Origin of the sequence: Anaerovibrio slackiae (assembly GCF_009695585.1) — a bacterium.
Classification (GTDB): domain Bacteria; phylum Bacillota; class Negativicutes; order Selenomonadales; family Selenomonadaceae; genus Anaerovibrio; species Anaerovibrio slackiae.
Window position 1 is genome coordinate 110,916 of sequence record NZ_VUNR01000002.1, and the last position, 23,563, is coordinate 134,478.

At 40.9% G+C, this 23,563-nt stretch carries 27 protein-coding genes and 2 pseudogenes; 2 read left to right on the top strand and 27 right to left on the bottom strand.

Annotation, left to right across the window (positions count from 1 at the left end):
• Positions 1-17 precede the first annotated feature (17 nt).
• Entirely contained in the window at positions 18-356 is a 339-nt protein-coding gene (locus FYJ84_RS01470; RefSeq protein ID WP_154405424.1) for a hypothetical protein, read from the bottom strand.
• The gene (locus tag FYJ84_RS01475) at positions 353-2,293 is read right to left on the bottom strand and encodes a hypothetical protein (RefSeq protein ID WP_154405426.1); all 1,941 of its coding nucleotides are present in this window, start codon (positions 2,291-2,293) and stop codon (positions 353-355) included. Before FYJ84_RS01475 ends, FYJ84_RS01470 begins: the two co-directional genes overlap by 4 nt.
• Positions 2,294-2,508: 215 nt before the next feature.
• Between FYJ84_RS01475 and FYJ84_RS01480 the strand changes: the two genes are divergently transcribed.
• Positions 2,509-4,311 carry a hypothetical protein gene (locus FYJ84_RS01480; protein ID WP_154405428.1) on the top strand — a complete coding sequence of 601 codons (1,803 nt, stop codon included), beginning with the start codon at positions 2,509-2,511 and terminating at the stop codon, positions 4,309-4,311.
• Between the two features lie 159 nt (positions 4,312-4,470).
• Here the strand turns inward: FYJ84_RS01480 and FYJ84_RS01485 are convergent, their stop codons facing one another.
• The 16 genes from FYJ84_RS01485 to FYJ84_RS01560 form a co-directional block, all read right to left on the bottom strand.
• Entirely contained in the window at positions 4,471-5,157 is a 687-nt protein-coding gene (locus FYJ84_RS01485; RefSeq protein WP_154405430.1) for an ERF family protein, read from the bottom strand.
• Complete coding sequence (locus FYJ84_RS01490; RefSeq protein ID WP_154405432.1) at positions 5,157-5,795, bottom strand: DUF1281 family ferredoxin-like fold protein; 639 nt, start codon at positions 5,793-5,795, stop codon at positions 5,157-5,159. Before FYJ84_RS01490 ends, FYJ84_RS01485 begins: the two co-directional genes overlap by 1 nt.
• A gap of 15 nt (positions 5,796-5,810) precedes the next feature.
• On the bottom strand, positions 5,811-6,704 hold the full coding sequence (locus FYJ84_RS01495; protein ID WP_154405434.1) for a hypothetical protein: 894 nt from the start codon (positions 6,702-6,704) through the stop codon (positions 5,811-5,813).
• A 12-nt stretch (positions 6,705-6,716) separates the two neighbouring features.
• A complete protein-coding gene (locus FYJ84_RS01500; RefSeq protein ID WP_154405436.1) occupies positions 6,717-6,995 on the bottom strand; it encodes a hypothetical protein in 279 nt (92 codons plus the stop codon).
• Positions 6,996-7,163 carry a hypothetical protein gene (locus FYJ84_RS01505; protein WP_154405438.1) on the bottom strand — a complete coding sequence of 56 codons (168 nt, stop codon included), beginning with the start codon at positions 7,161-7,163 and terminating at the stop codon, positions 6,996-6,998. It lies immediately after the preceding gene.
• Positions 7,164-7,268: 105 nt separating this feature from the next.
• Positions 7,269-8,393 (bottom strand): DUF932 domain-containing protein, encoded by a 1,125-nt coding sequence (locus FYJ84_RS01510; protein WP_154405440.1) that lies wholly within the window; start codon positions 8,391-8,393, stop codon positions 7,269-7,271.
• A gap of 393 nt (positions 8,394-8,786) precedes the next feature.
• A complete protein-coding gene (locus tag FYJ84_RS01515; RefSeq protein WP_205764040.1) occupies positions 8,787-9,674 on the bottom strand; it encodes an RpnC/YadD family protein in 888 nt (295 codons plus the stop codon).
• A gap of 147 nt (positions 9,675-9,821) precedes the next feature.
• Positions 9,822-9,995 (bottom strand): hypothetical protein, encoded by a 174-nt coding sequence (locus FYJ84_RS01520; protein WP_154405444.1) that lies wholly within the window; start codon positions 9,993-9,995, stop codon positions 9,822-9,824.
• 49 nt (positions 9,996-10,044) lie between these two features.
• The gene (locus FYJ84_RS01525) at positions 10,045-11,379 is read right to left on the bottom strand and encodes a hypothetical protein (RefSeq protein WP_154405446.1); all 1,335 of its coding nucleotides are present in this window, start codon (positions 11,377-11,379) and stop codon (positions 10,045-10,047) included.
• Positions 11,380-11,391: 12 nt separating this feature from the next.
• Positions 11,392-11,586 carry a YkgJ family cysteine cluster protein gene (locus tag FYJ84_RS01530; RefSeq protein WP_235901303.1) on the bottom strand — a complete coding sequence of 65 codons (195 nt, stop codon included), beginning with the start codon at positions 11,584-11,586 and terminating at the stop codon, positions 11,392-11,394.
• Between the two features lie 90 nt (positions 11,587-11,676).
• Positions 11,677-12,099 (bottom strand): hypothetical protein, encoded by a 423-nt coding sequence (locus FYJ84_RS01535; protein ID WP_154405450.1) that lies wholly within the window; start codon positions 12,097-12,099, stop codon positions 11,677-11,679.
• A 3-nt stretch (positions 12,100-12,102) separates the two neighbouring features.
• Entirely contained in the window at positions 12,103-12,465 is a 363-nt protein-coding gene (locus FYJ84_RS01540) for a hypothetical protein (protein WP_154405452.1), read from the bottom strand.
• A 23-nt stretch (positions 12,466-12,488) separates the two neighbouring features.
• A complete protein-coding gene (locus FYJ84_RS01545) occupies positions 12,489-13,430 on the bottom strand; it encodes an ATP-binding protein (protein WP_154405454.1) in 942 nt (313 codons plus the stop codon).
• 169 nt (positions 13,431-13,599) lie between these two features.
• A complete protein-coding gene (locus FYJ84_RS01550; protein WP_154405456.1) occupies positions 13,600-14,088 on the bottom strand; it encodes a lecithin retinol acyltransferase family protein in 489 nt (162 codons plus the stop codon).
• 16 nt (positions 14,089-14,104) lie between these two features.
• A complete protein-coding gene (locus FYJ84_RS01555) occupies positions 14,105-14,584 on the bottom strand; it encodes a hypothetical protein (RefSeq protein WP_154405458.1) in 480 nt (159 codons plus the stop codon).
• 244 nt (positions 14,585-14,828) lie between these two features.
• Entirely contained in the window at positions 14,829-15,407 is a 579-nt protein-coding gene (locus FYJ84_RS01560; RefSeq protein WP_154405460.1) for a helix-turn-helix domain-containing protein, read from the bottom strand.
• 210 nt (positions 15,408-15,617) lie between these two features.
• Between FYJ84_RS01560 and FYJ84_RS01565 the strand changes: the two genes are divergently transcribed.
• Positions 15,618-15,794, top strand: coding sequence for an Arc family DNA-binding protein (locus tag FYJ84_RS01565; RefSeq protein WP_154405462.1), 177 nt, complete (start codon positions 15,618-15,620; stop codon positions 15,792-15,794).
• Between the two features lie 637 nt (positions 15,795-16,431).
• Here the strand turns inward: FYJ84_RS01565 and FYJ84_RS14975 are convergent.
• From FYJ84_RS14975 to FYJ84_RS01600, 9 genes and pseudogenes are all read right to left on the bottom strand, one after another.
• Positions 16,432-16,572 (bottom strand): annotated as a pseudogene (locus FYJ84_RS14975) (transposase); the annotation flags it as partial.
• A gap of 39 nt (positions 16,573-16,611) precedes the next feature.
• Complete coding sequence (locus FYJ84_RS14980) at positions 16,612-16,857, bottom strand: transposase (protein ID WP_407060731.1); 246 nt, start codon at positions 16,855-16,857, stop codon at positions 16,612-16,614.
• A complete protein-coding gene (locus tag FYJ84_RS14985) occupies positions 16,854-17,216 on the bottom strand; it encodes an IS5 family transposase (RefSeq protein WP_407060732.1) in 363 nt (120 codons plus the stop codon). The genes FYJ84_RS14980 and FYJ84_RS14985 overlap by 4 nt, the downstream gene beginning before the upstream one ends.
• 301 nt (positions 17,217-17,517) lie before the next feature.
• Entirely contained in the window at positions 17,518-19,281 is a 1,764-nt protein-coding gene (locus FYJ84_RS01575) for a GGDEF domain-containing protein (protein ID WP_154405464.1), read from the bottom strand.
• The gene (locus FYJ84_RS01580) at positions 19,281-20,660 is read right to left on the bottom strand and encodes an extracellular solute-binding protein (RefSeq protein WP_154405465.1); all 1,380 of its coding nucleotides are present in this window, start codon (positions 20,658-20,660) and stop codon (positions 19,281-19,283) included. The genes FYJ84_RS01575 and FYJ84_RS01580 overlap by 1 nt, the downstream gene beginning before the upstream one ends.
• A 431-nt stretch (positions 20,661-21,091) precedes the next feature.
• Positions 21,092-21,876, bottom strand: a pseudogene (locus FYJ84_RS01585) (IS5 family transposase).
• A gap of 51 nt (positions 21,877-21,927) precedes the next feature.
• On the bottom strand, positions 21,928-22,581 hold the full coding sequence (locus tag FYJ84_RS01590; RefSeq protein ID WP_205764041.1) for a DDE-type integrase/transposase/recombinase: 654 nt from the start codon (positions 22,579-22,581) through the stop codon (positions 21,928-21,930).
• On the bottom strand, positions 22,578-22,919 hold the full coding sequence (locus FYJ84_RS01595; protein ID WP_205764042.1) for a transposase: 342 nt from the start codon (positions 22,917-22,919) through the stop codon (positions 22,578-22,580). The genes FYJ84_RS01590 and FYJ84_RS01595 overlap by 4 nt, the downstream gene beginning before the upstream one ends.
• A 77-nt stretch (positions 22,920-22,996) precedes the next feature.
• A complete protein-coding gene (locus FYJ84_RS01600; RefSeq protein ID WP_154405467.1) occupies positions 22,997-23,449 on the bottom strand; it encodes an RpnC/YadD family protein in 453 nt (150 codons plus the stop codon).
• Positions 23,450-23,563 lie beyond the last annotated feature (114 nt).

The window sequence follows — 23,563 nt, forward strand, 5'->3', positions numbered from 1 at the left end:
ACCAGAACATATCTGCACTACATTAACGGAGGATAGTTTTGATAATTATTATCAATAGTAATTGTATGAGGCTCTGGCTCCTTATATATCGCATCGACCGGTAAATTCAGCATCAGCTCCAGAGAGATTTTCTCGCCCTGTTCCCGACTAAAATGGCGATACACCAATTCTCCACCATACATCCGGACAGCTAAGCTCCTTGCTTCTTCCTCCGTCGAACATTCAGCCGCACGGGCATGTGACAATGTGCGCATAGCATGTAAAAATACCGCTTCGTTAAATGTTACAGCACAGCCGTCGCTACCCCAGACTGCAAAAAATCTTCCCTTAAACGGAACAAAAGCTACATTGTTCATAATACTTCTTTCCTTTCTACCATATCAAATGCTTGTTTGTAAAATAATGCCAGCATCCGCGGCCTCCCTGGGATTTTGCTAGATGCTTTTTTGAGCGCAGAATTGGCATCGCACTTCGTTAAACTCGCCTCCTTTAGTTTTCGCGACACCTCATCCACATCAATCGGCAAGCTAGAATTTTTTCCATAAAATGCCTGCTGGATTTTCCCATAAATGACATCTTTTTTCAACATGCACAGCTGTTCGTCCATATAACCATCAAAATAATCGAGGCTCTTGACATACTGCTCAATATTACTTGCAATTTTTATATCGCCTGTACCAATAAGGTTGAAAAATTCTGCCAAATAGCGAATATACGGTTCATCATCTTGTGCTTCATTGCTCTGACGATAGCAAATATCGAACAAAATTTTCTCATTTACGGTACTCCAATTTTCTGCGAACGAATTATCTAAATGCAAAACATTTTGAAAGGCCACAAACGCAAGTTTCGATGTCAGAACTAGATGAATACAGGTATCCCGCATTCGTGGCTCCTTTATGTCTGCAAATGCCTCACGCAAAATGGGAAATTGCCTTGCGATTTCAAGAACAACAATTCTGTAATTTTTCTCTAAAAAGTAAACGTATGCGCTTATCAATACTTGCATCAAATCTGGTTTTTCTTGATATTGGCGCAATTTTCCACCATCCACTCGAGTTCGCAATTTTATCAATAGATACCGCAATTCTGACGATTTCAGCTGCCCTGTCAAGCGAGTCTCACCTGTGAATACACATCCTCCTCGTATTTTGTATTGTTTGATATTATTATTCCCGCCATATTTCGTCCTTGGCGTTTTATCGGAGTAGCCACGAATCAGGCCGCGCATAAGTTTCATTTTTTGTAAAACTTCTGCTCTTGTTCCTTCCAGATTGAAGTCATCAATCACCAGTACATCATCAAGGCATTGCTCGGTCATCACATTCATGGAAGCCTCGGTACTCCTGACCGAAAATAATCGTTTTGAATCTGGCACGAATGGCGAAAAAACCACTCGCGACAACGCCGACTTCATCATCCCCGACTCCCCCACCAGCATCAGGCAACTCGCCAATGGATACCCTGCATCTGTAAACAGTTGGTCTGTGTATGCAGCAAGGCTGTATAACAAAAGTGGACGAATAACCTCCTGTGGTGCGACTTCTAAAATTCCCAAGCCCTGCTGCAATCTTTCGGCATCAATATGCGCTGACAAACATTTCGGTGAACAGCAGTCCTCGCGCCCTCCATGATAAAAATACCGCCCGCCATCCGCAAGTTTTGGTCCCCACCCCCAAGTTTCCACAACTATGCTAGACGGCAAATTTCCAAACGATTGTTTTAGTAAAATTGCCAGCAACCCTTTGAAGCGCTCTTTGATATTTCCCACTTTTTCGCCAATAAACTGCATAAAAGGTGCCTTGCGTTCTATTATTGACTGCAAATTCACCCATTCCTCGAGGCGAACTTCCAATAAAATTTCCCTGCCTAAATCATTGCGAACTTTGGTTGTTATTTCTTCAAATTCCTCCTCCTCAGTATTTTTTAGCATTTTTGTTCTTCTTAATAGCGTGATTTTAAAATCCGTTATACGAACATATTCTCCATTATTTAGTAGAACGTAATATCCATCATCACCCTCATAGTAATCGCGTTCGATGTGCTTATACCGTACTGGTAAATCATCCACATGTTCTACAGGCCCAAAATAATGCGGCTGAGCAAAATAGCTGTTTGGAACTTTCTCCAACAGGAATGGTCTGACAGGCACCTGCTGCCTCTCTGCTTTTTTTACCTCAGCACTATCACCGTAAAAAATTACAGGGTAACGCAATGTTGGTGGCTCTGCCGCCTCTCGTTTGACAACTCTTGCCGTGAAAACTGCCTGCTCGGCGTTCTCCATTTTTGTCATGTCAATTCTCCTTCTTTCATTTCATACGTATTGACAGCCCTTATATTCACCTCCATTTCCCTAGCTGCAATTATATAGTACCAAAATCTCCCACTTCTACAGAGTCCCCCAAAAAACGCAATTCATAACAAAATCGCACTGTGCCACAATTACAAGGGGAAAAAATTGCAAAAAAAATTTTTAGGGGATAAAATTAAGAAAAAGGAGGAATTTCCATGCATACAAATACACAGCTACACAAAGAATTAGCTAATTTTTTAAATGACAACGCTGACCATCCAAATTTAGTTGCTGCCTTCTGGATAAACCATTTGAATTTCACGCACTTTTTAAACAGCACAAAAGGCTGGGCATCACTTTCCAATTTTGATTTTTCAGAATCTAGCATCAAAAAAATACGCAACAAAGTATATGAAATATATTCTCCCCAGATTAATGAAAATTTTGCTACCTATGACATTATTGAGTTTGTGGGCAAACATCATAACAATTTAAATGACAGTATTAGCCATATAACCAATACATGCATGAAGGAAAAACTAACAACATTGCTAAACGATGTAAATGAAATTACTCAAAAACTTTCTGCATTTATCAAAAAATATTCTCCTCACATCAATGAGTTGGAATTTAAACGAAAAATTTTTTTACGCGAAAAGCTCACTGCCATCACAGAGCTATTGGCACAATATAGAAACCATACTGAATTTATACAGAATAAATATTTGTATACTGGCATGAAATCTGATTGGAAGACGATTAATGAAAGTATAGACAATCTTAGTCGATATATAACTGAAATAAGACAACATTTACATTCATGCAGTTTATTAAACCGTACAGAAAATGGTAATCAGCAGCAAATATTAAACGAGCTTATTTTCATGCTCCGATTTGGAAATGCTGGTCAACACAATCTTGAAATTGTATATATATTTCTCTTTGAACAAAAACCTGAATCAATAGCTGGAACAATAGAACTATATGAAGCATATTTCACCTACATCTATGAACTATTAAAGCAACATTATCCAGATATTGATGACATTCTATTCTACAAGCCAGATGTTGCTATTGATGAATTATGTAAACCATACGTTATCTGTAATGATGCTTACAAAAGCAATAATCGCTTGAATTTTTTCATGCTACTGAAGCTAATAAAACAATACAAGTTCTATCTAAAAGTGAGCAATACCGTCATCACCTCTGCAGAAGCTCTTTTCCTTGAAAGGCTGGAAGAAGTGCTTCGCCTAACTAAAATGCCATATATAGAATACATTCCCGTATTTTCAAATCTTCAAAGCTATATCATGTCAAACTTTGGGATTAATAATAAAGAGCTTTCCAAAATACTATCTGTTACCGAAGGAACCATTAGCCGCAACAAAAACAGCAATGAATTTTTGAAAAAACATCTCTGGTTCTGGGCCGCAGTCACAGGATATACCCTGGATTTTCTTGAGGGAAACTCCACACTTGAATATTATGGGAGAAACACAAATACGGATAGTAATCGTTATCTAAAAACAGTTGCAGCCATTACAGCAGCATCTGAAACCTTCCTGACAATGACTGACTACCTTGTATCTTTTAAGAATCAATTAAGCTCATCCGGCAACTCAAAAAAATACATTTTATCAGATAAATATCTTTCCATAATAGCTGCTCATTCCAAGGAACTTACAGACCTTATAAGAAAACAGCGAGAGAAAATAGATAACCTTCAAGAAAAATATCAGAACTACCTTGTCGAAGTACAACCTCTCAAGAACATAAACAGAACCCAAGCAAGTGACAAATCTGAGCCCGATGTGGCATCAACCCCCTTAAAAGCCTTAGAGGACTTCAACGAAATAGTTTCAATGCAATTCGCATTGTGTAAAGAAATTTTCTCATTGCCATACGACCATCAAAAATATGAATTATATAACGAATATCTCCAAAGCTTAAAAAATATTCAAAAAGCAATTTATAACTCAAAGCATCATCTCAACCAGCTACCTGATATGCAATAAACTATACCCTACAATCAGCCTTGTCCGCGCTGTCCATGTTGTCCGCGTATATAAAATCCTTGTGTCCATGCACATTCAAAGGTATTTTATGTAGCGGACAATGCGGACAACACGGACAAAAAAAAGAACCTCCCAAAAAGAGAGGTTCGATAAGCCTGTTCAGGCGCTGGCATAGTTCTTCTGACAGTCCATACATAAAGGTTTGCCAAATCTGCTCTCACTAAAAGATTTGACTTTCTCACTTATGCGCATACCGCAATCAAAACAGGCATAGGCTGTCCCCTTACGGGATGAAGGAGATTTTGCCTCATCTTCCACAGGCAGATTATTCCTGCCAGCTGAACCAGCCTGTCTTGCACCAGACATAGGATAAACCTGGGCAGGAGCTGCTGTAAACTGGTCAGTCCTGCTATCTGCCTCCGGATCATCACCAGTGCTGATATTGAAAGCCATCATGTACGCATACTTTATGCTTGCAGTTTCCGCTTTCATGACAGCCTTGTCACCACCATCCTGACCATTGCCAAGCCCGATAATCTCAACCCATTCACCAGATTCCGTATCTATGAGGCGTATCACCATCCGTACAGTTGCAAGATGTTCCTGATTGCCACGGGCATTGACTACATGCTCAAGGCTTACCAGCTCTGCCCTTGCCAGGGAACAGATTTTGTTCCTGCACAGGGAATCATTTACCTTCTCCAGCACATCAGCAGCTGTTGCATACTGATATTTGTGAAATTCATTGGTGCCGTTTTTGGCAATGTGGCTTACATCTTCCATGACCTTGACCAGCTTGCCACTGATTTTTTTGATAGAACGCTCCTGAATAGTTGCAGTTTCCATTACTCATCTACCTCCCATACTTCCTTATAAATCCGCTTTGCCTCATCAGTATCCCTCTCAGGATAAAACTCACTGGCAATGCATCCATTCTTCAAAATAAGACAACCACAGTTTCCTATGTCTTCGCCAGCATAAACGCATTCAATTACCGCATCTGGAAATCTTTCCGCCAGTGCCTGAAAGATAGGGAAAGGGGCAGACCAAGGTGTTTCAAAGTAAACCTTGTTCTTCTTCCAGCCTGTACGCACAGCATTATACTTAGTCCCCCAGTTCTTGAATGTCCAGAGATACCATGATGTATCGCCATGCTCCTGCTCGTTCAGAAAGGCCCTTTCTCCCAGCTTCAGGTCGATATAGCCTTCACGCTCCAGCCTGCTTATCACATCATCGAGATTTTCTCCCTTATGCTGATACATATTCACCAGACTGCACATATTCATATCCATGCTGTAGCCATGCAGGTATCTATAAGCCGATAACGAGTCAGCCTCCTTGCCATAGCAGTCCCTCATCACCCAGTCCGGCATAGGGATGAGATTATTGAAATCAACATCTTCTTCATCACTTCTTAAACAGTCACTTACCTTCTCAACGTATTTTTCTTCAATACATAATACGCTTTTTACATAATTTGCCACAATATCACACTCCAATCATACAGCTTTTTCCATAGCATCAGCCATGATCCTTGCTCCATAAGGACAAACCGCAGCAACCTCGCAGTAATCACGGCACTTCCTGTCATGCCATCTTTCTCTTGATGAGCAGACAGGCGGCAGGACATGATTTTTCAATGAAGTGCGCAATACCTTTGCCTTGTGTGCAAAATAACGCTTCAGCCATCTATCAGAAATCTTCTTTATAGGTATCAGATAAATATGTCTGTCAATCCCTCTTTCAGAAGCAAGCCTAAGATTATAATCCCGGCAGATAGCCTGAATATACATATCATGCACTTCAAATCCCTGCGCCTCCAAAAGCATACGGTAATAATTTAGCTGTACAGCCCACTCAAATACAAACCTGACTCCATCCGTAAATATCTGCTGGCGGTACTTGGGCTGCCCCTTTTTAGCACCTGTCTTATACACTTCGCCTGTTGCTACGGATTTCCTGTAATAGCCTAATGCCCTCATAATCTTGTAGGAACTTGTCACCTTCAAATCGCCCAACACCCCATCATCACTGCTAAGAAGCTGACCATAGAGGTCAAACTGTCCGCTGGTGGTATCATCGCGGAGCCGTTCCTCACTGAGTATCGCCCCACCTGCATACTGGTCATGAACAGCATGTACGCCCTGCCCCTGCAGTGCATAAAGAACTGATTCAGGTGATACGGCATAACCAGTCATCTTCTTCAGATAAGTTTCCCTGTTTCCCGCAATCAGCTCAGTGACAGTAGGCTGCTCCAGCTTCCTGTCAACGCTCTTTGCCACCGCCCTCAGAGTGGGCAGGAACATACATCTTTGTTCCCGTACACATGACTTCAGGCATTTTTCTACGCCAACCTTTTGTCCATTAGGACAGATAAATTCCGTTACTGGCATAATTATTCCCCCTTATGCTGCTGGTTCATTATTAACATTACATTTCTTTTCTTCCATAAATTCTATTTCCATATCACCAAAGATGTGCTTGCCCTCTAAATCCTGAATCCTGACATCAGCCGTACTCTTTAGCATCGCCCTGCCAAGTATAGATACCTGCATCGGGTTCAAGGTAAGGCTGACAACTGAATCATTCCGTGGATTATTGATAGTAAGGAAAATATTCCCTTGGTATATCCTGAATGTCCCCTTGATATTGGCATAGCTTACACACTCGCTAAAGCAGCCCATTTAAAACATCTCCCCATATTTTTTATCACAATCAATGCCAAAGGCAGTCTTCATGCTGATGCGCCCCATAGAAGCAAGGCTGTACTCCCGTAGCAAATAGGGAGACTTCATATTCGGCATTGCCAGCTTCAGCATTTCAGCATCACTAAAAATTTTTGCTTCATCCATAATCTGCCTCCAAAATAAAGCAGGGACAGAGAATAATCCCCGTCCCATAAAAACATGTTTCCTCCATATAACATACACTCCTGCTAATACCATTTGTGACAGTTATTATGCTGTAATAGCCCTCACAGGTCGAATAACAGGCAGTTCCTCAACTATACCTTCAGCAACATCATCACTACGGCGCATTTTCAAGGCCTTGCTTCCTACAGGAAGGGAAAGTATCTCGCCGCCAATACGTTCAAGTTCTGTTGCCCTCTCATAGCTTGCAGACAGCTGACTTGCTGCTGTTACCGCGTTCAAGAGACCATACCTGCTGTTATCACCGCCCATGAAAAGCTGACGGAGAATGTCCCCCCGCTCATTCTGCGTAAGCTGGAACCTGTCTGCAAGCAGCTCCACTTCCTCCACAGGATTTCCTTCCAGCCCGATACCTAAAGACTCACGCATTTTACCAACTGTCAGCATAAACTTCGATTTGTCTGCCGCAACCTTTACAGTATCCTGTACCTTCATAAAGAAAGCCTTGTCATCAGCCTGAAGTGTTTCATCTGAATAAAGTTCATAGGCTGCATCACCATCAACCTGCCTGCCGACATGATACTTGCGCTGGGAAAAATCCTTGGAAATCATACCGTTCTTGCATACAAGACGATAAATCAGCGGTTCAACCTTTACTGAGCCAAGACCTACCTCGCTGTTGCTGATGACAAACCCTGCCTGAACCACATCACCTGGCTGTACCTCGCTTTTCATGCGCTTGTTTACTACTTTCAGGTACATGTGGCTTGGTGTAACCTCACAGCTTTTTATCTCAGCACCGCTCATGGATTTGATTATCGGCAGTACAGCTGCACACAGCTCCAAATTGTCTAGCCTTCTGTAACGGTCTGACAGGAAAGCCCTCATGCTTCCATCCAAAGTACGAATCATCCTGCGTTCAGGTGCATCATGCAGCCATGTGTTGACATTTTCCTGCAAAAGTGCTGGCTGCTGCTCCTGCATTTTCTGATAATAGCGGTATGGAATCTGCAAGCGGCTGGCAATCTGCTGATGCGCCAGCTCACTGATACCGAATGTATGATTATTGCCCTTTATGCGCAATGTAATCACAGCACCTTTTTCATCTGCCTTGAACTCCATATAACGTGTATCTGCCACAAAATCCTGACGGGCTTTTCTCTGCCTCTGCAACTCTGCACCCAACTGTTCCAATGTTCTTCCTGTTTTCATGATAATCCTCCAATCAAACAACATTATTTTTCAGTATCGCTTAACAACCAAATCAATAACTTAGCAGCTGCTTCTGCAACCGTCTTTGCAGTATCCGTATCCATTACACTCACCTCCACATAAAAATATCCCCTGCTGCATAAAGCAACAGGGGGATAACTATCACATATATAGTATACAAGTAAATTTTTTTATATTAGCATGAATGTACCAAACTCGTCCGTAATACCAGTCTTATAACAATGTGTCCATATTGTCCGCATTGTCCATGTACATAAAATGCCAATATCTACGCACTGCAACGCTTATTTTATAAGGCGGACAGCACGGACAATAAGGACACACAGGCGGCAACATAACTGCTTTTGACGTTTCTGGTAATTGATGTCATAATCAGTGTATAACCATAGCTTTTTTTAATATATCATTAACTTCCTCTACAGATAATTCACTGATGTCGGCAATATCCTCAACAGGCATGTTGTGTTTAAACATTTTTAAAACCACTTGCGTTTCTTTTTGTAAAATTCCTTGATTGATGCCTTCGCTTCGTCCTTCCGCCAAAGCTGCCGCCCTGATGTTATTGCGTTCAATATTCCAAACATGTTCCTGGTCAAATAAAGTAAGCATAATCTCCTCAACCTCCGTTTCGCGTTCACTCAGGTATTCCTTCAGAAGATTTCTATCACGGCATATCCTGATAATCTCCTTTACCGCTTTCAGTGTCCTGCCATTCAATGCTACCTGCTCATTGCACACCCTGCAAAAACCAATATACTGATTGATAATATCATCACTGTCCTGAAGGTAAATCATCTTCACCTTGGCATCTATACAGCAATCCATATCAGGGAAAAACTCATCCTTTAAGGACAATACATCAGGATGATTGACCTTATCACCAGTGTAGATAACGTACAGCTCAGGCTTCGACATTTCTACCTTGTGACTGCCATATAGCTGAATTTGATTTGCGTTAAAGTAGTCCTGATATGTACTCATCAGATATATCAGGGCACGGATGACAATATTGGCAGACCAGGTGGACTGCGCTTCCACCAGTATCATCAGCTGCTTTCCCCTGACCATAAAGCCAAGGTCGTTATAAATGCCATTCAGAAGGATGGATTGCAGAGTGACAATCTCCAAATCGGCCTGAGTTATGGTTTTATCCTCCGGATGCAGGGCGTTATATAGCTGGATAAGATATTTCTTCTTGGAAAACATATCTCGAAAAACAGTATCCTTGACGGAATGCTTCATTCTTTTCTCATCTGTCAAGCCCATCATCTCCTATACACACTATTGCCAATCCACACATACATTATATCAAAAAAGGCAGAAAAAATCATTCACTTTGTTTGAAATTTGCCCATAAAAAGAACCTCCTGCCATGAGGAGGTTCCAAAACTAAATATGCTTTACCAATTATCTGACTTTAAAAGCTACCATATTGCTGACCTTTACGCCAATATTAATGCGCGAGCGCACCTTGGCTTTTGCTTCCATCATGCTGGTTGCCTGCACCTGGGTAGATTTGCGACAAGGCAGGGCTGAGCTGTTTGTCTTTTCTTCCCATTGTACTTTAAATGTGTGGTTCATAGCTTTTTCTCCCTATTTTCTATATATTGTTAATATTCTACAAGAATAGTTATTTAATAATCATGCCTGGTGGCGGCGCGTCAACATAACGTTTTACAGTTTTTCCTTCAGCTTCATCAGCAGCTTCTTGTGAATGACGCTTATTTAAACAACTTGCACAATATCTTTTAGGTCCATATAGTTTAGTTTCTTTGAATACACCACCGCATATTTCACATTTATATTGAGAAGCATAGGTACGATGAATCCACAGCTTTCCATGAGATTCTGTGAACATAACATAGTCACAATCTGGCAAATTTGCATGAATAGTTGTCATTATATCTTGTAAAATATCTTTTGGAAAATCTGTTGCAAATAACTGACTAATATCAAAAATACTATCTTTTTTCAGTAGCTCTATTTTCTTTTTTACAGATGAAAGGTTCATAAAAGTTTTCTTAAACTTATCTTTGTCCGAAATTCTAACATAGTCAAAATCCGGCAAAAACTTATGAATTGTTGTCATTATATCTTGTAAAATATCTTCAGAAACCCCATCCGATTTTTTTAATATTTTACCAGTATTCAAAAGACTATCTTTTTCTAATAATTCCATTTTCTTTTTTACAACTGGGAGATTCATAAAAATCTTTATAGGCTTACCTTCATGAGAAATAGTATCGCAGCAAAGCTTTTCGTCCATGACATTTCTATTTAAATATTTTTCAACTAATACATCTTTACACATATTTTTCAATTGATAACAAGTGGTATCTGTTTCGAATAAATTTATAGGTACTCCCTCTACGTAAATTCCTTTGCTATCGAAAATGGTATCAAAAAAATCTGTAACCTTTTGTTCTATTTCCCGATATATACTTATTATCAAACTATCGCTTTGATAATAATACTCACGTTTATCCCAAAGTTCTTTTTTTTGTAATTTTCCTGCTGCCACCCATGCTTCTGCCAATTGCCGAGGTGCATCTGCTGAACTTAAACGCTCCCTGATGTTATGCCCCATGCTACTCCATTTGGGTTTATATGTATTTATTTTTTCAACTGGTATAATCTTTAATTCATCAAGAGCGGCTTGAAGTGCGTTAGATACATCCCTGGCAGCTTCTCTATTTTCCAAATGAACTATGACAGCTATATAGAAAATAGATGCACTAATCAAAAAAATGTTAGACATATCAAAATATGAAACTGCCAACCATATTCCTGCCATTACTACTGTTGGAATTAAATGGTGGAACATCATCATGACACAACTTATAGCTATATAGAGAGGAACACCTATCGTAACTCCTAAAATTGTTAATGCCAACTTAAGTATAAATTTTAAAACAAAAAATAATACAATTAACCCAATTATGCCTAAAATTATCTCAAAAATCATACGTTACACCCCTTATACTCCAAGCAGTTTTCGTAATCGTTCACATTCCTGTTGATTTATTTTGTAAAAAACCTCTCGTGTCATATTGTCAACGTAATAACGTTCGTAAAATTTATCTACATTACAAAAAATAGGGCGATTTTCATATTGTGTGCAAAGATTGGTAGTTCTGTCTAGAAAATGGCAGACGCCATCTGCATCTGCCATTTTCTCTCCTAATACCACACGCCCTACTAATCGACAACATGCACTACACTTTTGGCATGGATACATTGTTTACTTTCTCCCTATCTCTATTTAGGATGGATCTTCTATTTTCTTTGAATCAGGATGTTCTATATCATATATAATTTTCTTTTTTTCTCGTAATTCTATCACCGCACGCTCCTTAAGATATTTCATGTCACGTGCCATGCTTGGAGGTTCTATCTTCACCCATTCTTCTTTTCTATCTTGGAAATATAGTGCCAATTTGAGAGAAAATACCGTTTCCGTAACATAGGTTATCGTAAATTCGCCTCCAATATATTTCAATAATTCATCAGTTTCTTTTTTTATGATCAAGGCATCAATCTTTTTTTCATAATACTCAGCTAATTCATCAAGATCCATCCTCATCATCTTTTCAGCGATTTGTTTAAATAGCGTTTCCAAATCGTCCATAAAATTTTTTAAATTATTCTGAAACCTCTCCTGTGGGGTATTTGTTCTACGCTCCATCTTTTACACCTCCAACTTTAATTCTTTCTCAATTTCCTCTGTAATATCAGCTTCTTTACGATTAATCTTGTTTCTTATTGATGCTGGCACTTCATCTTCACTAACTTTGCGGGTAGTAGTTTCTTCAATCCACTGACCATTTTCCTTATAATATAATTTATGCATTATCCTGGATAAACGCTCCGCACCTTCAACAATTATATCGCCAAACATTCTAGCTCCATGTGGAACATTTTTCCGTACGGAATTCCAAACCGCCCTTAATTTAGGAACAAAATCTTTTAACCAATTAGCAATACTATCCCAATTAGCTACAATAACAACACCGCCTATTGCTAATCCTGCTGCAATTAAAAGAGGTAACATATATATATACATCCTTCCTGAATTTAATTAGATTTTTCCATCTGTTTTTTTGCGTATTCCTCAGATACTACTCGTTTTTTAGTTACTACCATCTCCTTTTTATTTTCATTCTTGCTTTTCAATATGCCTTGCACCACCTCCTCTACATAATCATGGGAAACAAATCTATCTCTATGCCGTGCAGATTTGAAAGCCGCCATAAGAACAGCATTTTCTATATCACTACCCGATAGTCCATCATAATCTGTTGATAACTTTTTTATATCAATATTGTTTGGCATCTTATAGGGAATATAGTTTTGCCACAGCTTTACACGGCACTCATAATCTGGCAACTCAAAACGAATATGCCGAGATATTCTTCGCATAAAAGCAGAATCAAAATTCTCAATGAAATTAGTAGCAAAAATGATGAAATCCTGATAATCATTTAGTAACATGAGCATTACAGAACGTGTCTGGTTTACACTAACATCTGTTGCATTAGACATATTTGTTACCCGACGGCTCAGTATAGCATCCGCTTCATCAAAAAAGATAACACTATGGGTATCTTTAGCCGTTTGAAACGCCTTTCGAATATTTTTAGGTGTTTCACCAACATATTTGGATTCTAAATCTGCATAATTTACTATGAGAATTTTGCGTCCAAGATAATTAGCAATTGCATGTGCTGCCATAGTTTTGCCTGTTCCTGATGGACCATACAGATTTATTCCCATCCGCTTTGAATATTTGTGGGTAATTTCCAGCCCCCAGTCTTCAAAAACAACTTTGCTATTATGTGCATAATCTGCTACATCAAGTATCTGCTCTTTAACGTTTGATGGCAAAATAATGTCATCTAACGTGTACTTAGGTTCTTCTACAAAAAAAACAGGCCCATTGTTTCTAGTATTTTTTTGCACACTTTCAGTATTATTGGCTACAGCACTTTTAGTTTCATTTTCCTCTCTTCGCTTCATATACAACCCACTTCCTATTTTACTAAATATTACATGTAGAACACTGTTTCAGATAAGACAGCACATCACACAGGACATTATTAACCTCCACAGTTACCCGGCGCATGGCGCATATATTAACTGCATGGTCTATGCCATATAAGGCGTATCTATTGTATCAATCACCTAATTATAAAATTATTCTTCTTGACCAAAAAATGTCACCGAACATTAGCAATTTAGGGCTACTACAGCTTTCAGGGTTTTGTTCAGATCTTTTTATACATCTGGACGTAACCTTTAACTTGCACCATTCTACAAAACAGCAACAGTCAATAAAATCATTTTCACCAAGCATTGATGTAGCCTTTTTGATGGTTTCTTCTGCATGATTACTCAGGCTATCTTCGTATTTAACTATTCCCCACTCCATTTTCTTGGTAAATGATGCTAAAGAAGCTTTTTTAACTAATCTTTTTGTCCTGTCTTTTACGGTATCATCAAAATAGACTACTTCGTTATTGCCGATATAAATTCCATAGTGATTGCATTTGGATTTATTACAGCAAAAACGTTTAACTCTGATAACATCCCCAAGCTCAGGTGATGCAATCTCAAAGTTACGCAAATAGTAAAGATTAGGAGCGTTCAGTTCATTTTCATTTTCTTTTTCTAACATATTTTTCCCTCCCGCTTCACTGAATATTACATGCAGAACGCTGCTTCAGATATGCCAGCACATCATCTAATGCACTATTTACCTCCGCAATGCCCCGGTAAATATTGGCTACATGGTCAATGCCATCTGCACTTTCCTGCTGCATTTTACTTCCCTTATTTTGTTCCTTTACTGCCTCAGCAATGACATCACCCTTGTTTTTTAAGATAGATTGCAGCTCTGTAATGGATGCTTCTATCTTCCTTGCAACCGCCTGCCGTTCCTCATCAGTCTGGCACTCAGCCATGGCAGCTTCTGCTTCGTGGCGGACTATATCCGCAATGCCGTCCAAACTATTTTTCTTTTCTGGTGCATCATCCTTGCAAACGACGTTTTCCCTGTGCGCTAATTCTTCCTCCTGCTCCATCTCCTCTAGCAATTCCCGTAACAGATTTCCTACCAAAAAGACTGCGGCACCGCCTAAAGCGTATGCCATACCATTTTTCCAATCATCCATGCTTATTACCGCCTTTCCTAACACTAAAGTCGTCTATAAGCTGATTGTACAACAAAACCTCCCCAAAAAGGTTGCCTGCCATGCTACCTTTTAAAAATAATTTTTCAACTATTATAGTATCATTCTCATACTATAATGCATTCTACAAAAAATCTGAAAATCCTGCTAAAATCAAAAAAACCTCGTAAAATTTTACGAGGTCGAAAAAGATACATGTAGGAAGACAAATTAACTCAATTCGTTATTAAGAATTTTTGTTGCTGGTAAGGGGTGGCAGACCACGTTCATGAAGCTGTATGTTTACCTCATCCACATCATAAATTCCTTCCTCAATAAAAAACTTGACAACCAAGTCACGCATCTGTGATGGTGAGAAGGTATAACCCGCACGCTCAAGCAAATCCTCCGCTTCACTCAACTTCAGCTGCATAGCCAATACCATAGCTAAAGCTGTAGCCTTTGACGGCTGATAATCCTTTGTGTTCTTGATTTTTGAAAAATGGTCTTTTGTTATGCCAGCTTTATGATACATATCTGAGGCTTTTATCTGCTTTTTCTTCAGTAGCTCAATAACCAGCTCCGAAAAAGTTTTCTTAAGATGGCTTTCATCTAGTATTATGCCGCCACAGCACACAGCTATGAATAATGACTTTAAAGGAGCAGGGAACCCTGGGGTATTACAATATTCTCCTGTATTTTTGTTTTGGTCAATGTTATTGGAACTACTTGCTTCTACATTCCCAGGCACATAACTTTTCTGTATATATTCTGCTAATCTTCTGGCAACCGATGCTGGCAGATTGGATTGTTTCGGATTTGTCATTAGAAATCAACTCCAGATAACTTACTCAACTACAATGATACAACATATTCCATATAACTGCAACTAACAGATAGCAAACACACTATTTCAGATTTAATTAGATACTATATATATATTAAAATGTAAAATTCCTTAATATATCATTCATTTTAAATCTATAATTTTCTTTTCTCATATTATATTCTACTATATAGAAGGGAAGGTTATATTATGGCAACTAACAAAGTAGCACTACAGGTACGACTTGACGAAAAAGTTCATGCCAAGCTGAGAATTGTGGCGGAGGAAGAAGTGCGCTCACTCAATTCCCAGATTGAATACTTCGTCATCAAAGGTATTCAAAAATATGAGCAGGAAAACGGCCTGATAGAGCTGAAAAATTTCTAAAAACAGAGCTGAATTTTTTGGTACTGTTTTTCTATTGAGCCCCTCTCAGCACACCTGCATAGTAAAAACATTTTACATCGCATGTAAAAACCCCTTAAAACCTATGTATTTCAAGGTTTCGAGGGGTTTTTGCATAACACTGAAATTACAAATAAATAGTATCGCTGAGGCTCTTCCTTATCGTTATTTTCAAAAGTTGTAAATACTATTCTTCCACATGCTGAAAGCCCGCCACACAAGGCTTTAAAGGGGCTGTGTTAATATGCTGCCGTGGCAGATAAACAAAATCTTATTCATACCATTTTCCTTTCCTGAAATGCTCTAAAACGCCCCGTTATGCCCTATTCTGCCCCATTGCCAAAGATGAGAACAACCGGGCGGTTTTGTACATATTTGGCATTTTAAGGCATTTTGAAGCATTATGTGCAAAAAAATCGTAGATTAATAGTATACGAACTTCCGTATCCGTATACTCTCCCAATGCCCCAAAGGGGGTGCATTTTCTAAGTCAAAGCACAGAGGTTTGCACCCCCTTTTATGCCCCTAACCCCTTGATATAGCTGGGGGCAGAAAAATTTTGCACCCCCCTAGGGCGTGTTGATTAATGTATAACAGATGAATAGTCATTATTTACATATTATTTAAGCCAAATCAAAGCGCACCCCAGGTGCACAAAAGCCAAGAAACGCACAGCCAATTTTTCGTAGCGTGTTGCAATTCTGCGATATTGTTTTAACCTCTGAAAGAAACATTCTACGTTGCTACGCTCCTTGTATTGCCACCAGTCAATCTCCCGGTGTACTTTATCATTCGACTGCTATGGGATACAGTGTGTGCATCCTATATCTTCAATTTTTATGCGGATATTTTTTCCACGATATGCCTTATCAGCCATGATTATGGATTTATTAACGGGTGTATATTCCAACAGTTCTGTAGCTATGGTGGAATCATGCACATTTCCTCCTGAGAGCATCACATGCAATGGGCAGCCCAATGCATCATCGGAAGCATGTATCTTGGTATTCTTCCCACCACGGCTGATCCCAATATGCTCATTCACATCACTGTCAGCTCCCCTTTTTTTGCACCAGCACTATGCTGGTGCGCCTTACAAGAAGTGCTGTCTATGCTGATATCTTGCAGGTCGGCCTCAATTCTGAGTTGATGGAATATTTTTTCGAAAATCCCATACTTCTGCCATTTTGCAAAGCATTTGTAGACTGTATTCCATTTACCATAACGCTCAGGAAGGTCACGCCACGGTGCACCGCTACGGGCAAGCCAAATAATGCCATTGACAGTTGTTCGAATATCATTGTAGGGACGTCCCTTTGTCCCTGCTCCTCGAACAGGGAATAACGAACAAATTCGTTCCCACTCATCATCTGTCAACTCATAGCGTCTTTTCTGTATCTTCATGACAATCGCCTCCTCTGTAATAATTATACAGGATATTGCTGAAAATATGCTTTAATCAACACGCCCTAGTATCACCGGCCTGACAATGGAGAAAATTACCAGCATTGGAAAACAGGCTGCTGTACTCTGATAAACGCAAGCATATCCAAGATAATACCCTCCCCCATTCGGAAAAGATTTCCACCTGGGGGAGCTTTTTTATGCCCCCAGCATTGGCGCACAAAAAAGAGGCCGTCAACTAAATTCTTAGTACGACAGCCCCATATCCTTCAAACACCATCATGTAATTAAATCATGGCTATCATGAAGCATCCGTCAGCACAGTTTCCATCACGCACTGATTCCGCCCATGATTTTTCGCATAATAAAGCGCCTTATCCGCCCGCTCCTGCATGGCCTTCTCCGAATCATTGCCGCCGGTATGCCAATAGCTGACACCGATACTGCAAGTTATCTGCCTGCCCTCCAAAAGCACACTTTTTTCCAGATCAGTGCGAATCTTCTCCGCCAGCTCCCATGCTTCTGTCAGCGTATACATGGAGCAAATAACCATAAACTCCTCACCGCCATAGCGGATAAAGGTATGCCTGGCATCCAGATTGCGCCGCACAATATCCGCCATGCCCACCAGCACCCTGTCACCTGCCGCATGGCCATAGGTATCATTGACAGACTTGAACTTGTCTATATCCATCATCATCATGGCAAAAGGCAGCTTGCTATCCTCTGCCGCATTGATAAGCTCTGACATAACTTCGGCCATCTTTATGCGGGTAAAGCTCCTGGTAAGAGGATCTACCTGAGCCTTGTGCTTCTCGCTGATAACCTCCTGCTCAAGCTGCTTGTTCTCCTCCTTGAGCCGATTCTCCTCCCTGATAATGCGATTCATCATGTACAGTATGGACACCAGCACAGGAACAAGCATCACATTTCCCCACGGACTTTGCAGAGAAATAACGTGGAAATAAACTCCAAGAAAATAGGCAATATAAAACCCTGCCGTAGTACATATTGTAACGGCCAGCCGCACATTGTAGGCATAAGCAGCCACATCATGCCACGCGGAGTTCCACAGTATGCTGCTCATCATCACCAGGCTCATGCCATTCCACATGAAGTCCACTGTCAGCACCCTCTCCAACCCGGCTATATCACTAAGATCCAACACCACTGCCAGAGCGGGAATAATGGTGCCACCGCAGATAGCCATCCTGGCCGTCTGATCAAAGCGTCCATTCAGCCGCTGATAGACCATGAACATAAGAGGCAATGGCTGTACATACAGCATCAAAAGAGAAATATAGTACCAAAATGACAAATTGTCATACAGCAGGAACACCGTCCAGGAATTTGCCGCCATGCGCACGATACCAATCAGAATAAAAAGGATAGCGGCAACATGAGTAAGCTGGCTCTTGTTTTTTTCAATCCAATAATGCATGGCCAGCATGACAACAACTACTATGGAAAAAAATATCATCAGTATGCTGATGCTGTCATGCTGAAAAATCCTCTGAGTCTGCATCAGGCTGTCATCTACCGAAATCTCCTGCAGGCGGAACAAATCCTCCTGCTTTTCGCTGTAGACCTGAAAGCTCACCTGTCCCCCCGGATAACTGGAGGGAAGATTTACCATGTGCCATCTGGTTCCATTGATATGATTTCCCCGGAACACATCCTGGCTGTCATAAATCATATCATCATCCAGAAAGACGCGCACTGACTGATTTTCTGTCACAAAGAACAGCACAGGGCTGTTGAAATGTATCACCTTGGGCAACCTGGTACTTAGGATAATGCAGTTGGTATCAGGCCGAAGCTCCGGCTGACTGCCCTGCTCGTACAACTTCCAGCGCTTGTCATTGTACATCATATTGGCATTCAGGTTGGTCAGAGTAACCATGTTTGGCTCAATGTGCCCTGATTCGTAGTATTTCCATTTTCCATCCAAAGGCACAGCCTCACAACTGCCGCAAAGCCACATCCCCTGTCCCAAAAGAGCAAACAGGGCAATGAGCAGATGCCAGGGATATTTTTTTATATTCTTTTCCCATTTCTCCATCATCAGTAATCCATCTCTCCTTCTGCCCCATCAGTTTTATAAGAAAAAAACGCTCCCTGCAGCTCAGGATAAATGTGCCACACATTAGCCATAAACTTCTGCCACGCTCCCTCCCGTGGAAGCCTGCCGTCAAAATAAATCCTGAAGCAGTTGTGGAATGTTTCATGTATTCCCTGATCGTAGGAGGAAATCTGAGATATATGTATGGATTGGGCGGCATCCATCATAATTCCATAGGGATTCTGTCCTGCTAGAAAATCCATGCCGTAGCTTTTATCAGCTGCCAGCCTGCTCATAATCTGCCTGTCGTTGACAAACTCCGCATCGGTTTTTGCCATCTCTGTCAGCACCTGCTTGTCCAGGCAGATAGTACGCATAATATCTGCCACCAGCTCCTGATTGTCCGTTTTACTGCCGGCAAAAATCCAGGTGCCCCCCCAGAAGGAGGCCTCCGGACCATGGCAGACGCCCCATTTGCCGTAGGTATCCGTTCCTCCCAGGTTTTCATCCCGCGACAAAGGAATCAGGGCATGCTTTATCAGCCAGGCAGGGCCAAAATAGCAGAAGGAATCCCCCCGCACCTGCCTGTTCCAGTTGGTTTCCCACAAGCCGTAAGGATAGTTGTAGCCGTTGGCCTCAAACCTCTGGGTCTGCCTGATCCATTCTTCCATGTGAGGGTCTATCACAAAATACCCCTCCGGGGCAATCCATGGCTTTTCCACCCCTGCCCAATACACCCTGTAGGTATCCATATACCCAGGCAACATATGATAGCCTGCCTGCTTCATGAGCGCCGCTGTCTTCTCAAAGGCCTCCCATGTCTGCACATGCTTCTGAACCACCGCAGGCTCATCACTGCCCAGCACACGTTTGGCAATATCTCTTCGGTAAATCATAACACTGGGCGCAGCCTGCCAGGATACCCCCCGCAACCGCCCGTTGCTATCTGTTGCCAGATCCCTGGTATAGACAAAGGCATCACGCAAATCCTTCTCCTCTATGCCCAGCTTGTCAAGAGCCATGGATACATCCTCTGCCTCAGCATATTTGCGGATGTAGTCGGATTCCGTCAAAAAAATATCCACATTGTCGTTGGAGTTGAGATTGTCCATCTGCAACGCCTTGTCCAGCGTATGCTGATAAACATGATTAGTATAGGGAACTACAACCCAGCGCACCTTGACATTGCCTATCATCTCCGTTTCAGGATTGTAGGCCGGATAATGCTTCGCCAGAAGCTCCCGGAAGCTGTTGTCCCAGCAATAAATATTCAGTATCCTACCCGGCATAAAGTTTTTATATACGTAAAAACCACAAGCGCATATAAGCAACAATACCACTGTCATCAATGTATATTTTTTATGCTTTGCCATAATATCCATCCCTGCATCCTCCTGCCATCCATGCACATAGAGCCTGGTGAACCCGTCAACTTATTTTATCTTATAATAATATTTTACCACAAACAAGAAGAAAATGCTTGCTTTTTCTATAAATTGAAATACTTATCTAAAAACTTTTACAAGTCATACAACAACAGCAAAGGGACAGACAAAATAACCTCCGCCGGAGGATAGATAGCCTGTGGTTTTTACGCCACAATAATACCTGCCACCAGACGAAGGTTATTTTCAATTCATTCTTTCACTATTATTCCTGTTCCCAAACAGATTCTTGATGTAAAGGAACCAGGGCTTAATGTAATAGCTATGGTCAAACGCAGCAGCAAATCTATTATTTCAAATACGGAAGCAGCTTTTCTATTAGGGCGTGTTGATTAATGTATAACAGATGAATAGTCATTATTTACATATTATTTAAGCCAAATCAAAGCGCACCCCAGGTGCACAAAAGCCAAGAAACGCACAGCCAATTTTTCGTAGCGTGTTGCAATTCTGCGATATTGTTTTAACCTCTGAAAGAAACATTCTACGTTGCTACGCTCCTTGTATTGCCACCAGTCAATCTCCCGGTGTACTTTATCATTCGACTGCGATGGGATACAGTGTGTACATCCTATATCTTCAATTTTTATGCGGATATTTTTTCCACGATATGCCTTATCAGCCATGATTATGGATTTATTAACGGGTGTATATTCCAACAGTTCTGTAGCTATGGTGGAATCATGCACATTTCCTCCTGAGAGCATCACATGCAATGGGTAGCCCAATGCATCAACGGAAGCATGTATCTTGGTATTCTTCCCACCACGGCTGATCCCAATATGCTAATTCACATCACTGTCAGCTCCCCTTTTTTTGCACCAGCACTATGCTGGTGCGCCTTACAAGAAGTGCTGTCTATGCTGATATCTTGCAGGTCGGCCTCAATTCTGAGTTCATGGAATATTTTTTCGAAAATCCCATACTTCTGCCATTTTGCAAAGCATTTGTAGACTGTATTCCATTTACCATAACGCTCAGGAAGGTCACGCCACGGTGCACCGCTACGGGCAAGCCAAATAATGCCATTGACAGTTGTTCGAATATCATTGTAGGGACGTCCCTTTGTCCCTGCTCCTCGAACAGGGAATAACGAACAAATTCGTTCCCACTCATCATCTGTCAACTCATAGCGTCTTTTCTGTATCTTCATGACAATCGCCTCCTCTGTAATAATTATACAGGATATTGCTGAAAATATGCTTTAATCAACACGCCCTAATGTTGTGCGATAGAGTTCGCTGGTGTACTGTGTCCCGCGATCAGAATGAAGAATTGCCCCACGGATCTCCGGATATGCCATATAAGCATTCTCGACCGTGTGCTGGCAGAGAGTAACTTTCATGTTTGTCTCCATTGCCAGACCAAGAACAGCTGAATCGAAGCAATCAAAAATGCCAGATACGTAGAGTTTACCATCTTTAGCCTTAATCTCGGTTATGTCAGTTACACACTTGGTCAGAGGTTGATCTGCTGTAAAATCCCGTTTTACGAGATCATCTGATTTACGAGCTTCTTTATCTGCCTTGGTAATACCATTTGGCTTCCGTTTAGGGCGATGGCTGAGTCCAATCTCTTCCATAACTCTATAAACGGTACGCTCACTTGGAATGTGCACGCCCTCTGGCTGTTTAAGCTGTAGTGCCTGATACATTCGGATACGACCATAGGTATCGTTGCAGGTATCTTCAGCATTGATTTCTCGCATAGCATCCGCCAAATCCTGATATTTCCATGGTTTGTCCCTGTTCACCAGGTAATTATAGAAGCCCTGCCGACTAACATGGAGCATACGGCAATAGAAAGCCAGTTTTCCCTTGATCTGGCCGTCCTCAATCTTGATAGCAATGAATTTCATTCTTTCGATCTTGCTGACTTCCGACGGCTCGCTGCGAAAAAAGCACTTGCTTCCTCCAGAAAATCGTTTTCTTCTTTGAGACGGCGGATCTCTTTATCCTGATCTTTCACTTTCTTGCGAAGCATTGCAAGTTCTTCTGCAAGACTCATTGCGGATTCTGGAGTATGGGAGCCTTCTCCAATATCCATACCTCCAGATCTGGCTACTTTCAACCAGGTATGAATAGTTCCCTCCGGAACACCTAATTCTTTGGCTGCTTTAGCGCCACCAATTTCACGTGCAAGCTTCACTGCCTGAACCTTGTATTCATGATCGTACTTACGTTGACTTCGTGCCATAGTTTGGGCACCTCCTTATTCACTTGATTATACTATGAAATCCTTGAGAATAAGGTGTCAACTTTATTTATACAACATCAGTGTATAACCATAGCTTTTTTTAATATATCATTAACTTCCTCTACAGATAATTCACTGATGTCGGCAATATCCTCAACAGGCATGTTGTGTTTAAACATTTTTAAAACCACTTGCGTTTCTTTTTGTAAAATTCCTTGGTTGATGCCTTCGCTTCGTCCTTCCGCCAAAGCTGCCGCCCTGATGTTATTGCGTTCAATATTCCAAACATGTTCCTGGTCAAATAAAGTAAGCATAATCTCCTCAACCTCCGTTTCGCGTTCACTCAGGTATTCTCTTAGTAGATTTCTATCACGGCATATCCTGATAATCTCCTTTACCGCTTTCAGTGTCCTGCCATTCAATGCTACCTGATCATTGCACACCCTGCAAAAGCCAATGTACTGATCAATAATATCATCACTGTCCTGAAGATAAATCATCTTCACCTTGGCATCTATACAGCAATCCATATCAGGGAAAAATTCATCCTTTAAGGACAATATATCAGGATGATTGCCCTTGTCACCAGTGTAAATATAGCTGGATAAGGTATTTCTTCTTGGAAAACATACCTCGAAAAACAG